The sequence below is a fragment of the Rhodoblastus sphagnicola genome, assembly GCF_002937075.1.
Classification (GTDB): Bacteria; Pseudomonadota; Alphaproteobacteria; order Rhizobiales; family Beijerinckiaceae; genus Rhodoblastus; species Rhodoblastus sphagnicola.
The window spans coordinates 68,828-83,021 of record NZ_NHSJ01000082.1 but is presented as its reverse complement, the minus strand read 5'-3'; the positions used below and the strand labels follow the sequence as shown (position 1 = coordinate 83,021).

14 protein-coding genes are annotated in these 14,194 nt (G+C 61.1%); 7 read left to right on the top strand and 7 right to left on the bottom strand.

Annotation, left to right across the window (positions count from 1 at the left end; translation table 11 throughout):
* Window positions 1-97 precede the first annotated feature (97 nt).
* On the top strand, window positions 98-1,135 hold the full coding sequence (hemE, locus tag CCR94_RS13135; protein ID WP_104508296.1) for a uroporphyrinogen decarboxylase: 1,038 nt from the start codon (window positions 98-100) through the stop codon (window positions 1,133-1,135).
* A 115-nt stretch (window positions 1,136-1,250) separates the two neighbouring features.
* On the opposite strand, the gene CCR94_RS13130 is transcribed toward hemE, so the two are convergent.
* Complete coding sequence (locus CCR94_RS13130; RefSeq protein WP_104508295.1) at window positions 1,251-2,204, bottom strand: DUF1848 domain-containing protein; 954 nt, start codon at window positions 2,202-2,204, stop codon at window positions 1,251-1,253.
* Window positions 2,201-2,860 (bottom strand): small ribosomal subunit Rsm22 family protein, encoded by a 660-nt coding sequence (locus CCR94_RS13125; RefSeq protein ID WP_104508294.1) that lies wholly within the window; start codon window positions 2,858-2,860, stop codon window positions 2,201-2,203. The genes CCR94_RS13130 and CCR94_RS13125 overlap by 4 nt, the downstream gene beginning before the upstream one ends.
* A 495-nt stretch (window positions 2,861-3,355) precedes the next feature.
* Here CCR94_RS13125 and CCR94_RS13120 point away from each other — a divergent pair, with 495 nt between their 5' ends.
* Window positions 3,356-4,741 carry a M20/M25/M40 family metallo-hydrolase gene (locus CCR94_RS13120; protein WP_104508293.1) on the top strand — a complete coding sequence of 462 codons (1,386 nt, stop codon included), beginning with the start codon at window positions 3,356-3,358 and terminating at the stop codon, window positions 4,739-4,741.
* Window positions 4,742-4,985: 244 nt separating this feature from the next.
* Here CCR94_RS13120 and CCR94_RS13115 read toward each other — a convergent pair whose 3' ends face one another.
* Entirely contained in the window at window positions 4,986-5,504 is a 519-nt protein-coding gene (locus CCR94_RS13115) for a MarR family winged helix-turn-helix transcriptional regulator (protein WP_158254753.1), read from the bottom strand.
* Between the two features lie 190 nt (window positions 5,505-5,694).
* On the opposite strand from CCR94_RS13115, the gene dusA reads away from it, so the two are divergent.
* Together dusA and CCR94_RS25095 are read left to right on the top strand one after the other, a co-directional pair.
* Window positions 5,695-6,732: a tRNA dihydrouridine(20/20a) synthase DusA gene (dusA, locus tag CCR94_RS13110; protein ID WP_104508363.1), complete on the top strand. Its 1,038-nt coding sequence runs from the start codon at window positions 5,695-5,697 to the stop codon at window positions 6,730-6,732.
* A gap of 128 nt (window positions 6,733-6,860) precedes the next feature.
* A complete protein-coding gene (locus CCR94_RS25095; protein WP_206605834.1) occupies window positions 6,861-7,028 on the top strand; it encodes a Flp family type IVb pilin in 168 nt (55 codons plus the stop codon).
* Window positions 7,029-7,144: 116 nt separating this feature from the next.
* On the opposite strand, the gene cobS is transcribed toward CCR94_RS25095, so the two are convergent.
* Window positions 7,145-7,918 carry an adenosylcobinamide-GDP ribazoletransferase gene (cobS, locus tag CCR94_RS13100; protein ID WP_104508290.1) on the bottom strand — a complete coding sequence of 258 codons (774 nt, stop codon included), beginning with the start codon at window positions 7,916-7,918 and terminating at the stop codon, window positions 7,145-7,147.
* Window positions 7,918-8,283, bottom strand: coding sequence for a gamma-butyrobetaine hydroxylase family protein (locus CCR94_RS13095; protein WP_104508289.1), 366 nt, complete (start codon window positions 8,281-8,283; stop codon window positions 7,918-7,920). Before CCR94_RS13095 ends, cobS begins: the two co-directional genes overlap by 1 nt.
* A 66-nt stretch (window positions 8,284-8,349) precedes the next feature.
* Here CCR94_RS13095 and moaA point away from each other — a divergent pair, with 66 nt between their 5' ends.
* Window positions 8,350-9,384, top strand: a complete 1,035-nt coding sequence (moaA, locus tag CCR94_RS13090; protein ID WP_104508362.1) for a GTP 3',8-cyclase MoaA — start codon at window positions 8,350-8,352, stop codon at window positions 9,382-9,384.
* A gap of 43 nt (window positions 9,385-9,427) precedes the next feature.
* On the opposite strand, the gene CCR94_RS13085 is transcribed toward moaA, so the two are convergent.
* Window positions 9,428-11,116: a methyl-accepting chemotaxis protein gene (locus CCR94_RS13085; protein WP_104508288.1), complete on the bottom strand. Its 1,689-nt coding sequence runs from the start codon at window positions 11,114-11,116 to the stop codon at window positions 9,428-9,430.
* 717 nt (window positions 11,117-11,833) lie between these two features.
* Between CCR94_RS13085 and pufB the strand changes: the two genes are divergently transcribed.
* Together pufB and CCR94_RS13075 are read left to right on the top strand one after the other, a co-directional pair.
* Window positions 11,834-11,983, top strand: coding sequence for a light-harvesting antenna LH1, beta subunit (pufB, locus tag CCR94_RS13080; protein ID WP_104508287.1), 150 nt, complete (start codon window positions 11,834-11,836; stop codon window positions 11,981-11,983).
* Between the two features lie 14 nt (window positions 11,984-11,997).
* On the top strand, window positions 11,998-12,219 hold the full coding sequence (locus CCR94_RS13075) for a light-harvesting protein (protein ID WP_104508286.1): 222 nt from the start codon (window positions 11,998-12,000) through the stop codon (window positions 12,217-12,219).
* A gap of 505 nt (window positions 12,220-12,724) precedes the next feature.
* Here the strand turns inward: CCR94_RS13075 and CCR94_RS13070 are convergent.
* The gene (locus CCR94_RS13070) at window positions 12,725-14,173 is read right to left on the bottom strand and encodes a glycosyltransferase (RefSeq protein ID WP_104508285.1); all 1,449 of its coding nucleotides are present in this window, start codon (window positions 14,171-14,173) and stop codon (window positions 12,725-12,727) included.
* Window positions 14,174-14,194 lie beyond the last annotated feature (21 nt).

Genomic DNA, 14,194 nt, shown 5'->3' with positions numbered 1-14,194 from the left:
GAAACAGCGCCGCTGTCTTGACCGTTACGGCAATCGACTGCAATAGAAATCGCGCGCGCGCCCCTGCGTCCGAAATTTTTCACGCCTGTGAGGCCTCATGACCGATACGACCAAGAAATTCCTGAAAGTCTTCGAGGCTCCGATCCCCGACAGCCCCCCGATGTGGCTGATGCGTCAGGCCGGCCGTTACCTGCCGGAATACCGGCAGATCCGCGCCACCGCGCCGTCCTTCATGGACTTCTGCTGGAATCCCGACCTCACGGTGGAAGCGACTCTTCAGCCGATCCGCCGTTTCGGCTTCGACGCCGCCATCATTTTTTCCGACATTCTGGTCGTGCCCGACGCCATGGGCCACAAGGTCCGCTTCGACACCGGCGAAGGCCCGCGCATGGAGGCGATCACCACGCCCGACGGCGTTGACCGCCTCGGCGAATTCAAGCTGTCGCATCTGGAGCCGGTTTTTGAAGCCCTGCGCCGCGTAAAAAGCGCCCTGCCCGCCGAAACCGCGCTGATCGGCTTCTGCGGCGCGCCCTGGACCATCGCCAGCTACATGATCGCTGGCAAGGGCACGCCGGATCAGGCCCCGGCGCGCGGTTTTGCTTACCGCCATCCCGCCGCGTTCCAGAAACTGATCGACCGGATCGTGGACGCCTCCATCGTCTATCTCAATGAGCAGATCAAGAACGGCGCCGAAGTCGTGCAAATCTTCGACTCCTGGGCGGGCGTGCTGCCGGCCAAGGAATTCGAGCTGTGGTGCGAAAAGCCGGTCGCGCGCATTGTCGCCGGCGTCAAGGCGGTCAATCCGCAGGCCAAGGTCATCGCTTTTCCGCGCGCGGCCCATACCTCCTTGCCGGGTTTTGGCGACCGCGTCGGCGCGGACGCCATCGGCCTCGACACCAGCCTGAACAATAGCTGGGCCAGCAAAGCCCTGTCGAAGAATCAGGTCGTGCAGGGCAATCTCGATCCGCTGGTGCTGATCGCCGGCGGCGACGCGCTGCGCCGCGAGATCGATTTTGTTCGCGAAAGCTATCAGGATTTCCGCCACATCTTCAACCTCGGCCACGGCATTCTGCCGGAAACCCCGATTGAGAATGTGGAACTGCTGGTCGCGCGCGTGCGCGGCAAGCTCGCGTAAGTTTTTCGCGCGCCACAAGCAGAGCATTGAAGGCCACGGTTTTTGCCGTGGCCTTTTTTAAGGCTGAGTGGAGCCTTGAAAATACAAGGTTGATTCGATCCGCCTCGAGATCGCCTCAGAACAGCGAGCCTTGCGCAGGATCCTGCTCTTTTGATTGACTATCTGCATTGATTTCGCCCTGCGCTGCGTTTCCGATGAGAAAGGGACTCAATGGATCATGCCGATCATAGTTGCGCAACGCCAATTCCTTATTTGCAGTAGCATAACAGTACGCACATCCATGTAGGCAAGAGTTATATTGACCAATGTCGACACTCTCGATGCAGCCGCACGCTTCTCGTTGCCCCTTGTCCTTGCGAGTTTTGAGAGAGACTGCAAATAACCTGGATATGAGTTGATCGTCGATACATTTTCCGTGAGCAACTCCGGCGGGGGACAGGTCAATTTCCTCTGAGCAGCTTTGGACCTCAAGGCCATTCACACCGGCAATTGCAACGAGATTACGCGCAAGTTGAAGCGCCTCCTCGCGTTTTGCCATCAGATCGTGTATAGAAAGGTTCGGAATCTTGGCTAGATTTCTCGTTACCTTCGCATATATGTCTGCAAAACTGATAACGACCCGCTTTGCATTTCCTCGCAACGAGGACGCGATTTTTGCGAACAATCTCTCGTGTTCGGCGATGTCCACCAGCGATGAAATTAGAATTGGATCAAAGCGCCATATGACCCTATCCGGGCCGACAATCTTGCTCAACCGGATGAACGTTTCAATTGCAGACTGCGGGCGCGGCACGGATCGCTCGAACGAGCGTGGATAGCCCGTGATCGTGTATTGAAAGTAATAACGATGGCCACGACAATTTAATTCATCAAGGTATTTTATCAATTTTTCTGGATTTCGCGTCCAGAACACAATAGCTTCGACGTCCTTAGGAGCCAATGAGACTCTGCGAATCTGCTTTGCGTTGAACGGGTTCCGGACGAGTAAATACTCCTCACGGACTCTATTCATGAACCATTCGGCATAAAAAGCAGGGATATCCGTTCTTCGACTGGCGCTGATAATCATAAGCGCTCCACTATCGCTCCGAGGCGAACCGATTTCATGTTCAACTTCGGCTTAAAAAGCTCGCGGAGCTCGTCCGGGTACTTAATGCCGCACCAACACTCATCCTTATCCTGGGACCGCGCCACCACATTAAAGTTGCTTAGTAACCTCTCGATTTTCGCGACCACTGCAAGCTCGTTGCGGTCATTAATGACCAACACGCCCCGCGCAGCTAACGCACTGCTGATGACGTTCACCAGCACATCAAGGGCATCATCATCCAATTCCGAAATTACATATGACATCATGATTATGTCATATGGAGGATATTTCGATGGATCGAACTCATTAATGTCATTATGGATGCAGAACTGCCTAAAATTTATACCCTCTGATGAAAATATATGGACTACCTTGGCGGCCAACGTGTCCCATTCGGTTACTCGCTCAAGGCGAGTGATATCGAACTGTTTAGCCGATGCGGAATAAAAACCCTCATCTTCGTCCACAACGAAATTTTTAAATCCAGCGATATCTGAACCAGCCCCCCCCCCGATCGACAAAACTCTAACTGTGCCCACCCATTCCGGTAACTGATCGTCGTGCTCACGAAGGGCAACAAAGGCACCGTACACCTCTCGGAGGTGTACGGTTAGGTATTTGAGCACATAAACCATTCTGCGCTGATCGCAAGAGTAATCAATCGACCGCCCTCCAAAATACTGGCGACTAGTACAAGAAACACAGTCACCTCCGAACTTTGTTGGCCGACTACAGATAACCCCGGCATTCCAATCGATATTATCGTTTATACTACGCAAGAATTTATGTAATATTTCCATCTTAAGCTTCACCTCAAATTGATCAATTATAAATACACTCTCAGTCACTATTCTCTGGATTTGCGATCTACTCTGAGGGCAGCGTACATCGATAAGCTGACAACTGTCATCTCGAACCGAGCATTTGCCGAATCGAACACTCAGGATTTCTTGCAAACATACACCGGAAAGCCACTTTGGCAAAATTTGCGGCAATCCATGCCATGGCTCGCTGGACATGCCCTCGTGAGTTGAACAAAGTCCGCGCGCCATTCAGTTCTGCATCCCCTCCTTGGAGCGCGCGCCCGCCCCTGATAGTTTCACGCCAGAGACTCAAGAACTGGATACCCCATGCCCTCGCTGGAAAAAGCCCTTAGCCTGCTCGACGCCGACCGTCAGGGCGCGCTTGACCGTCTGTTCGAACTGCTGCGCTTCAAAAGCATTTCGACCGATCCCGCTTTCAAGGGCGATGTCGCCGCGACGGCGGACTGGCTGGCCTCGCATCTCAACGCGCTCGGCTTCGAGGCCTCCGCGCGAAAAACTCCCGGCCACCCCATCGTCGTCGCCAAGGCCAAGGCGGCGCGGGCCGATGCGCCCCACGTGCTGTTTTATGGCCATTACGACGTGCAGCCGGTCGATCCGCTGGAGCTGTGGGAGACCGATCCGTTCGCGCCGAGCCTGAAGGAAATCGAGCCGGGCTGGAGCCAGATTCTGGCGCGCGGCGCCGGCGACGACAAGGGCCAGGTGATGACCTTCGTCGAGGCGTGTCGCGCCTTCAAGGCCAATGGCGGGCTGCCCTGCCATGTCACGATTCTGCTTGAAGGCGAGGAGGAATCCGGCTCGACCTCCCTGCCCGCCTTCCTGGCCGAGAACGCCAAGGCGCTGAAGGCCGATCTCATGCTGGTGTGCGACACCAACATGTGGAGCCGCGACACGCCGCTGATCACCTGCATGCTGCGCGGGTTGGCGCAGGAAGAAGTGACGATCAAGGCCGCCAGCCGCGACCTGCATTCCGGCATGTTCGGCGGCGCGGCGGTCAATCCGATCCATGTGCTGGCGCAGGTGATCGCCGGCCTGCGCGACAAGGACGGCGCCATCACCCTGCCGAATTTTTACGACGGCGTCGCGGAACTGCCGGCGGATATCAAGGCGCAATGGGCCGCGCTGAAATTCGACGAAGCCGCCTTTCTGGGCGACGTCGGACTCAGCGTTCCCGCTGGCGAAGCCAATTATTCCGTGCTCGAACAGATCTGGGCGCGCCCGACCTGCGACGTCAACGGAATCTGGGGCGGCTATACCGCGCCGGGCTCGAAAACCGTGCTGCCGGCGCAGGCCCACGCCAAATTTTCGTTCCGTCTGGTGGGCAAGCAAAACCCAAAGGAAATCCTGGAAAATTTCCGCGCCTATGTGAAGGCGAACCTTCCCGACGATTGCGAGGCGGAATTCCTTAATCATGGCGCCAGCGCCGCCATCACCCTCCCCTTCCAGTCCGAGGCGATCCAGCGCGCCAGCCGCGCCTTGCAGGCCGAATGGGGCAAGGCGCCGGTGCTGGCGGCTTCCGGCGGCTCGGTCCCCATTGTCGGCATTTTCAAGCGCGAGCTGAAGATGGATTCGCTGATGGTCGGATTCGGACTCGACGACGACCGGATTCACTCGCCCAACGAGAAATACGAACTGTCGTCGTTCCAGAAGGGCGCGCGCAGCTGGGCGCGCATTCTCGACGCCTTGGCGAACTGATGGGGATTCGGGGACATGGTCGAGCGCGCGCCGACAGGGTTCGCTTTGCCCGAATGAACGGGCGCAAGTCGTTCGTGTCCCCGCAAGTCAGAGCGTCGAGAATGCGATTCGCGCGCGCTTTGTTCCCGATCCGGTCGAGCCGTACCGTTTCTGCTGCTTAATCAAGCGTTAAGCTCAAGACTTCGTTAAGGCCAAGCCTTTTGACTCGGCCCCCGCGCGTCGGTCTCGACGAAGGCGGTCCCGTTCAGCTCAGCCCGCGCCACAACCGGGTGGAGAGCGCGATCAGGCTTTCGCGCGCCTCCTCGCCGAGAATTTCGCGGATGCGCTGTTCCTGCGCGGCCTGGGCGGCGCGGGCGCGCTGGAGCAGGCTTTGCCCGGCGTCGGTGAGCGTGACAGCGTGCGAGCGGCGGTCGGCGTCGGATTTTTCGCGGCGCGCCAGGCCGCGCCGCTCCAGTTCATCGAGAAGGGCGACGAAATTGGGGCGCAGGATGCCCAAAGCCGCGCCAATCGCCGATTGGTTCTGGCCGGGATTGGCGGCAATGAGTTGCAGGGTCGCGAACTGGGCGGGTTTTAGGTCCAGTTCAGCGAAGCGCGCGAGGAAATCGCCGAATATGGCCATTTGCGCGCGACGCATGACATAACCCGTCGTGGTTTCCAGGCCGCCGAGGTCGAACAGGTCGGCCTCCTCCGCCGCCAGCGCGCGCGCGCCGCCTTGCGGGCCCGTCGCGCCGACGCGCCTTGCTCTCTGCTTCCGCTCAACCACTTTCGCCTCCAGCGCCCCCCTTTCCATTCCCAATTTTTTGACGGAGGTCAAAGGTTATCATGAATAACTTTCAAGTTGGGATCCAGCGCAAGCGGCCGCCGGCCGCATGTTGGCCGCGCTGTTGACTTTCCCGCTGTCGGGCGCGATGCGCATGTCCGGCGACTCCCGCCGGAGCACGGAACAAGGTTTCATGAGCGAAACGAAAGGACATTTCAGCCCATGGCGTTTCTGCGTCGCCCCGATGATGGAATGGACTGACCGGCATTATCGCGTGCTGGCGCGGCTGCATTCGCGTCATGTCCGGCTCTATACGGAAATGGTGACCTCCGCCGCCGTCATCCATGGCGACCGCGACCGCCTGCTCGGCTTTGACGAAACCGAACATCCCCTCGCGGTGCAACTGGGCGGCAGCGATCCCGACGCATTGGCCAAGGCTGCGGAAATTTGCGCCGCTTATGGCTATGACGAGATCAATCTCAATGTCGGCTGCCCCTCCGACCGGGTGCAAAACGGGGCTTTCGGCGCCTGCCTGATGCGCGAACCCGATCTGGTCGCCGCTTGCGTCCAGGCGATGAAGGCGGCGGTCGCACTGCCCGTCACGGTGAAATGCCGCATCGGCGTCGATGACCAGGAGCCGCGCGCCGCTTTGTTCGAAATCGCCGAAAAATGCGGCGAAGCCGGCGTGGACGCCCTGATCGTCCATGCGCGGAAAGCTTGGCTCAAGGGGCTTTCGCCCCGGGAGAACCGTGATGTTCCCCCCCTCGATTATCCGCTCGTGCATGAATTGAAGCGCGCCCTCCCCGCCGTTCCGATCGCCATCAACGGCGGCCTTGAGAATTTTCCCGCCTATCGCGCGCAGCTCGAAGGACTGGACGGCGTCATGGTCGGACGCGCCGCCTATCACGATTTCTCGCAATTGATCGACGTCGATCCGATACTTTTCGGCGAAGCGCCGCCCCACGAAAACGCGCGCGCGGCGGTCGAAGCCTTCCTGCCCTATGTAGAACGCAAGCTTGGCGAAGGCGTCCGCCTCGCCGACATCACCCGCCACATGCTCGGCCTGTTCGCCGGCCGGCCGGGCGCGCGCGCCTTCCGCAGGCATCTCGCCACCGAAGCCGTGCGACGCGGCGCCGGACCTGAAGTCGTGCGCGACGCGCTGCGCGAACTCGACCGGACCTGGCGGGATTTCCCAAACGTTCGCGCCGAGACCGACAATGACTCTCCATGAGCGTTAAGGTACTGTTTGCTTATTACGCGCACATTACCAAAAGGAACAAATACATTTACGATTGCGGACAGAGGTCTCGCGTATGGTGCACTCGGCCGACGGATGACCCGTCGCAAGTCAGACGGGGGATGGCGATGCGGCTTTTGCTGCGGTTCTGGCGCGATGACACGGGCTCGACCATAACGGAATACGCCCTGATCGGCGGCTTCATCTCAATTGGCCTTATCCTGTCCTTCAACGCGATTGGCAGCAAGGTCAACGCCATGTTCATTCCCGTGGATAACGGGCTGAATTAGCGCATATTCTCGAAAAGTGTGCGCGGTTTTCGGAAAGGAATATGCGCAAAACCAATGAGCCAGAGCAAGTTCGGTGAACGGGAGTTCGCTGAACTTGCTCTGGCTCCTTTTTCAGATCATGCCAGCGCGCCGGAGAACACGGCGAGCATGGCGATTTCCGCCGCCTGTTGCGCGGCGCCGGCGACATCTCCGGTCTGGCCGCCGATCATTTTTTGCGCCCAGACGCAAAGCCCGCGCACCGCCACGCCCGCGAGCAGCAAGGCCAGCACGCAAACCCCCAGTGAAAATCCGGCGAGCAGCGGCGTCGCGGCGAAGACCAGGGTCGTCCACAACACCTCGCGCCCCCGCGCGCGACTCAACACCGCCGCGCGGCCCAATCCATCCGCCCGCGCCGGCGGCAGCAGGATCACGGGCGCGAGGCAAGCGGCGCGCGAGACCGCGCCCGCCGCGACGAGAACGAAAAGGGCCTTTCCCGGCGCGGCGGCGAGCGCGGTCAGCGCCGCGACGCGCAGGCCGAACGACAGGATCAGCGCCGCCGCGCCAAACGCGCCGATGCGGCTGTCGCGCATGATCTCCAGCCGTCTTTCCTTGGTGTATCCGCCGCCAAAACCGTCGGCGACATCGGCGAAACCATCCTCGTGCATGGCGCCGGTCACGAAGGCGGCGAGGCCGACCACCAGCCAGGCCGCGACCGCGTTCGGCGCGCCGGCCTGCGTCGCGGCGAGCAGGACCAGCCCCGACGCCAACCCCAATACGGCGCCGGCGAAAGGCGCCCGGCGCAGCGCGAGGCCAAAGGCCGCGCCGCTGGCCGTGGTCGCGCCGGCGCGACGCGGGATGGGCAGGCGCGAGAAAAACCGCAGCGCTTCCGCCGTTTCGTCCACCAGGGTCATCACCGCGACAGCCCCTGCGCCGCCAGCTCTTCGAGATAGGCGAGCCATTTCGCCGTCTGGTCGAGGCTCAGTTCGCGCAGGTATTCCCATGTGTACAGGCCGGTGTGGTGACCGTCGTCGAAGGTCAGCCTCAGCGCGTAATTGCCGACGGGATCGACGCCGGTGACGCGGACCTTGGCCTTGCCCGAAACGGTGTGGCCGCCCTGCCCGTTATGGCCGCGCGCCTCGGCGCTGGGCGTGAGCACGCGCAAGAATTCGGCTGGCAGGGCGAAAGCCTCGCCTTGCGCATAGACCAGGTGGAGCGTCGCGCCGGCGTCGGCCAAGCGGACTTCAATCGGGATTTCGTCTGAAACAGGCTGGCGCATGAAAGAGTCTCGTCGTTGTTCGCGCGAGATGCTGTCACCCGCGCCGTCCTCGTCTATATAACAAAGATGAGCATCGACCACGCAAGCTTGACCACAACCCGTCCGCCGCCGCTGGTGGACGGATTCGCGCGCCGAATTGATTATATTCGCGTGTCCGTGACCGATCGCTGCGATTTCCGCTGCCAGTATTGCATGTCGGAGCATGTGCATTTCCTGCCCAAGGCGGACTTGCTGTCGCTGGAGGAACTGGAGCGGCTCGCTGGCGCGTTCATCGCGCGGGGGGTGAAAAAAATCCGGCTGACCGGCGGCGAGCCGCTGGTGCGGCGCGGCGTCATGAGCCTGTTTCGCGGGCTGTCGCGCCAGCTTGAAACGGGGGCCTTGCGTGAACTGACGCTGACCACCAACGGATCGCAACTGGAGCGCTACGCCGCCGAATTGGCGGCTTGCGGCGTCAAGCGCATCAATGTGTCGCTTGATACGCTCGACCCGGAAAAATTCCGCTCCATCACCCGCTGGGGCGACTTGCCCCGCGTGCTCAAGGGGATAGACGCGGCCCAAGCCGCCGGCTTGCGCGTGAAAATCAACTGCGTGGCGCTGAAGGAGATCAACGAGGACGATTTCGTCGGATTGGTCGGATGGGCGCATGGGCGCGGGATGGACCTCACCTTCATCGAAGCCATGCCGCTCGGCGAGGACGCCGTCAGCAATATCGCGCATTTTCTATCCTTGAGCGAAGTCGCCGCGCGGCTGGCCGAGACTTTTTCGCTGGCGCCGTCACACCATTGCAGCGGCGGCCCCGCGCGTTATTTCGATCTGGCGGAAACGGGCGGGCGCGTCGGCTTCATCACGCCGCTCAGCCATAACTTCTGCGAGACCTGTAACCGCGTGCGCGTCACCTGCACCGGCGAGCTTTACACCTGTCTGGGTCAGGAGGATCGCGCCGATTTGCGCGCGCCGCTGCGCGCCTCGGCCGGCGACGACCTGCTTGACGCCGCCATCGACAAGGCGCTGGCGGCGAAAAAGCGCGGCCACGATTTCGTGGCGCAGGCTCACGGGGCCATGGCGCCGCACCACCGGCCCATGAGCCTGACCGGAGGATGATGGCCCGGCCTTGGACTGGCGGACGCCATGAAGACGTCGGGCTTCAGGCGGCGCGGACACTGGACAGGAAGTCCTGGACGGACTTTCTGAGTTTCATCGCTTCCTGCTGGAGCGTTTCTGCTCCGGCGCCAAGATCGAACGAGGTTTGACGGGTTCGCTGGACGGCGTCGGCGACCATGGAGACGTTCCGCGCAACCTCGCCGGCGCCAAGAGCCGCCTCGCTGGAGTTTTGCGCGATTTCCTGCGTCGCCGCCGTCTGTTGTTCGGTCGCCGCCGCGATCCCGGCGCTGACCCGGTCGATATCCTCGATGACCTTGGTGATGGCTGCGACCGCGGAGACGGCGCCTCCCGTCCCCGCCTGAATATCGGCGATCTGGCTGGAAATCTCCTGGGTCGCCCGGGCGGTCTGGCTCGCAAGATTCTTGACTTCGGAGGCGACGACCGCGAAACCCCGGCCAGCCTCTCCCGCGCGCGCGGCTTCGATGGTTGCGTTCAGCGCCAGGAGATTTGTTTGCGCAGCGATGCTGGAAATCAACTCGACGACTTCGCCAATGCGGCCGGTCGCGCTGGCGAGCCCGGCGATCTGCTGGTCTGTCACATGCGCCTGTCGCAATGCGTCGCTGGTCATTGCCGAAGAGGTTTTCGCTTGTTGGCCGATTTCAGTGATGCTGGCGGAAAGTTCTTCCGTGGCCGAGGCGGCTGTCCGCACATTGACCGACGACTGCTCCGACGCCGAGGCGACAGTGACGATCCTGTGGGTGCTCTCTTCCGCCGCGGTCTCCAGCGTCTTGGAAGCGGCGAGGAAGTCACGCACCTTGTTGTCAACGACGCTCAGCAAAGCGGTGACATCCGCATCGAAGCGGCTGGCCAGTTGCTCGACCAGTTGCGCGCGCGCCATTCGTTTTTGATCTTCCTCCTTTTCGCGCCTCAGCGCCTTTTCACGCTCGACTTCGTCGTCGCGAAACACCTCCAGAGCGCGCGCGAAGGCGCCCAATTCCGTCTTGTGGCCTTGGCCGGAGATTTCGATCGACGTGTCGCCTTTCGCCAAGGCGTTCATGGATTTTTGCAGCGACATGAGCGGTGAAGTGATCGAGCGGACAATAGCCAAGCCCAGCGCGCTTGACAGGGCAAGCAGAACCAACAGGAAAGCGGAAGCCCACTTCGCCTTGCTCCAGAACACCGTGTCCACATCATCGATATAAACACCCAGCCCCGCAAGCAACCCCAGCTCGTCTACTTTCTGGAGCACCGCCATCTTTGGCAGGAATTTGTCCTGGCCTAGCCTCACCTGGGAATAAAACTGGACGCCGCGCCCCCCGGGCCGGGAAACGATGTCGATTTGCTCCCTTATGTTCGCCGCATCGACAGGCGTATCGTCCTTGAGGCGGTTGAGCCCGACTTTCTTGGGGTTGGCGTGAACCAGCGTGACGCCGTCCATCGTGTGGACGAACACATAGACGAGATCCTGCTCCTTGCCGAAGCGGGCGGAAGCCATGGTTTCCAGGAAAGCCTTGCGGCCCGTCTCGCTGCCCGGGCCTCCCGCCTTCGTCATTGCGGCGCGGCCAATCGCCAAGGTCTGTTCCAAAGTGTCGCCCAGAATGCTCTTTCGATCATCCATCATCTGTTGCCGCATCGTAAGAAGAACAAGAACGGTCGCAGCCGCCACACTGAGCGCGCTCAGCGATATGACCAGCGTCAAGCGCGCGCCAATTGTCAGTCCATCCAGTCGCATTGCAGTTCCTTCGATATAGACATTTTTTATTCAATGCAGATTCTTGTAGCCAATCGCTTAAGATTATAAGAATTCTGCCGATAAAAGGACTTGGTCGAGAGAAGGGCGGCGATGGCGACGGCGGGATTCTTGCGCTCGAACGACGACTTGCCGTCGGAAAAACAGACGAAGCATGCTTCATTGCGGCTCGGACGGCGAGCGCTCGCTCCAATGCGACAAACGGTCGCATGACACGGGGAGCACGGCTTATTCCTTCAGCTTCGGAATTGGCGTCGGGCGCGGGGCGTTACATTATCCTATTGCCAGAGAAGGTCTTTTTCTCATTCTCTTGTGCGATTCAGGCCGAGCGTACGGGGGCTTTCCGCCTCCTTTCAACCGTGATGGACCTCGGCTCGTCTTATCCGTAATTATACCTACGTAATATCCGCAAGGGGCGATCCAGCACGCTCCGTTGATCTGTCTAATTGTCTACTAAATCGGTGTGATATATAGGAAATAAGCCGTTTCACCGACGACCTCGACATGCAGCCGCGACCAACGCCGGCCGTGTCAGGCGATGTTGACAGCATCAAGCGTCAATATATAGTCATGATTGCGGGGTGCGACGGCGATATCTCACTGATTTGACGCGCATTTCCGTCGCCCAGCCACTGGGGCGCAGGACCTGCGTGCAGGTTGAGCACGAGAAGATCCGTGGCTTATTCTAAGAGGTGTACAATGGCTGATGACGTCAAGAGCCTGACCGGCTTGACCGTAGCGGAAGCTGAAGAGCTTCATAAACATGTGATCGATGGCGCGCGCGTCTTCTTCGTGATCGCGCTCGTCGCGCACGTTCTCGCTTTCGCGCTCTCCCCCTGGCTGCACTAAGAAGGATCAAGCCTATGGCAAATCAAGCTAAAATCTGGACTGTCGTTCCGCCGAGCGTTGGCCTTCCGCTGTTTCTGGGCTCCGTCGCCATCACCGCTCTGCTGGTTCACGTCGCCGTCCTGACGCACACCACTTGGTACCCCGCATATTTTCAGGGCGGGAACAAGAAGGCCGCCGCGGTCGAAAACGCCCAGGCCCCGGTCGCTTCGCTACCGAGCAACATATCCGCCAACTGAGAGGTTGGCGAGATCTGGCGTTAGCTCAGCTTGTGAAGCTGCTCTGTCATAAGGGGAGGCCGGCCTGATTTGGTCGCGCCAGCGGCAAACGAAACCACACTGCATGCGATGTGTCCACCGCCGCTAACAGAGTCGGTCGAATAGCACAGTTTCACAGTCAAGCTACGCTTCTTCAAATGGCTTGACCCACGTTATCAGGCATTGGTCAAGCGTATGAAGCCGAACACTTCCGGTCGGTGTCCAAGTGATACCGACCGTGTTCGCAAGTGATATCGACCGTGTTCGAACGTGTCAAGTCCATGACCGAGACGACCGTCCATGACCGAGCGAAGCGGCTTCGTGGCGGAGATTCGCTATATGCCGCGCTCCGCCCGACCGATGAGACAGGTTTGAATTTCCAGCTCGACATGAATCGACCGCTGGTGATCTCGGGTCGGGCTCTTTCGAGCCGATTCCGATCGTCGGCGTGTGGCTTTGACGATCGGCGTTGGTTTTTGCGCTAACGTCAGGATCCGAGCACACCGAGCGCCTCGAGCCGCGCCCGATAACGGGCGCCGACAATTTCCGGGGTGAAAATGGCGCCGGCGGGCGGCGCGGGCTGAGGCCCAAGCCGCACGGTTGCGCGCAGGGCTTCGGCGGCGGCGGCCAAGTCTGGTTCAGCCCAGACCTGCCCCTCGCCCCAGGCATAAGCGCCGGCGGGGACGGGCCGCAAGGCCGCTTCGACCAGCAATTGACGGCCGCTGTCACGGAAATCGAGATTGCCCGACCATTTCGTCGCCACCACCGGGCGGCGCAGCAAGACGGCCTCGGCGATCGGCCGCCCGAAACCCTCAGCGCGGTGCAGGGAAATCAGGCCATCGCAACTGGCGATCAGGCCAAGCGCCTCCTCGCGACTCCATTCCTCATCGACGAAGGCGATCCTCGGGTCGTCCTCCGCGCTGGCCTGGAGGTCGCGCCAGCCCTGCGACGACGCCCCCGCGCGCATCGCCTTGACGACGAGCCGGACCGAAAGGTCGGAAACCGGAAAGGCCCGGCGGAAAGCGGCGATGGCGGCGGCGGGATTCTTGCGCTCGAACGACGAATTGCCGTCGAAAAAACAGGCGAAGACAAAGGCGTCGCCAGGCAGGCCGTAGGCGTCGCGATCCGGCCGCGCCGCCGCCACCACGGCCGAGGGCATATGGACAACCGGGACGGGCGCGCGCAGTTCGTGGGCGCCGCGCACGAAGGAGCTGATCGCCCAGATTTCGTCGGCGAGCAAATAGCAGAAGTCCAGCGGCTCCGGCCATTGCGGCAACTCCCAGGGCCAGACGCAAATGGTTTTCCGTCCGCGCCACAGCGACGAACCGTTGACGCAGAAATAGCGGAACGTTTCCCAGGCCGACATGAACAGCAGATTGGTCGGATGGATCGGCGCGGACACCGTCGCCGCGGCGAAAGCGTGCGGCTCGGTCCCGATGTCCGCGCCCACCGGCGCGTCGATCAGCACATGGGGAATGGCGGCGGCGGTCAGGGCGGCGGCGGCGCAGCGCGCGTCCTCGCCAATGCCGAGGCGCGCATGCAGGTGACCGACCACATTGACGCCGCCCGTCGCGGCGGCCGGAGGCTCTGGCGGCGGCGGTTCGGGCGGCGTGCCGAGATAGAGGCTGCGCACGTCCGGCCGGGCGAAGGCTTCGCGCAGCGCCACATATTCGTGAACGCCATGATCCACTTGCCAGCCAAGATAGCGCGTCCGGCCCTCGACGGTTTCGAGATCGAACTCGGCTTGCAGGTCGGAGCGCATCAGCCAGATGCCGACGCTGACGGCGAGCAGCGGACTGCGGTCCGTCGACAGCGCGTCGACGGGTTTGAAGAAAATGTCGCGCGGGTTCTCGCCCTCGCGCAGAAACTGGCGCGCGCATCGGGCCAAATGCAGGCCAATCCGCCAAGACCCCGTGTCGCGCGCTGCGTCCCTCATCCTTGCCTTCACCTGAGCGAT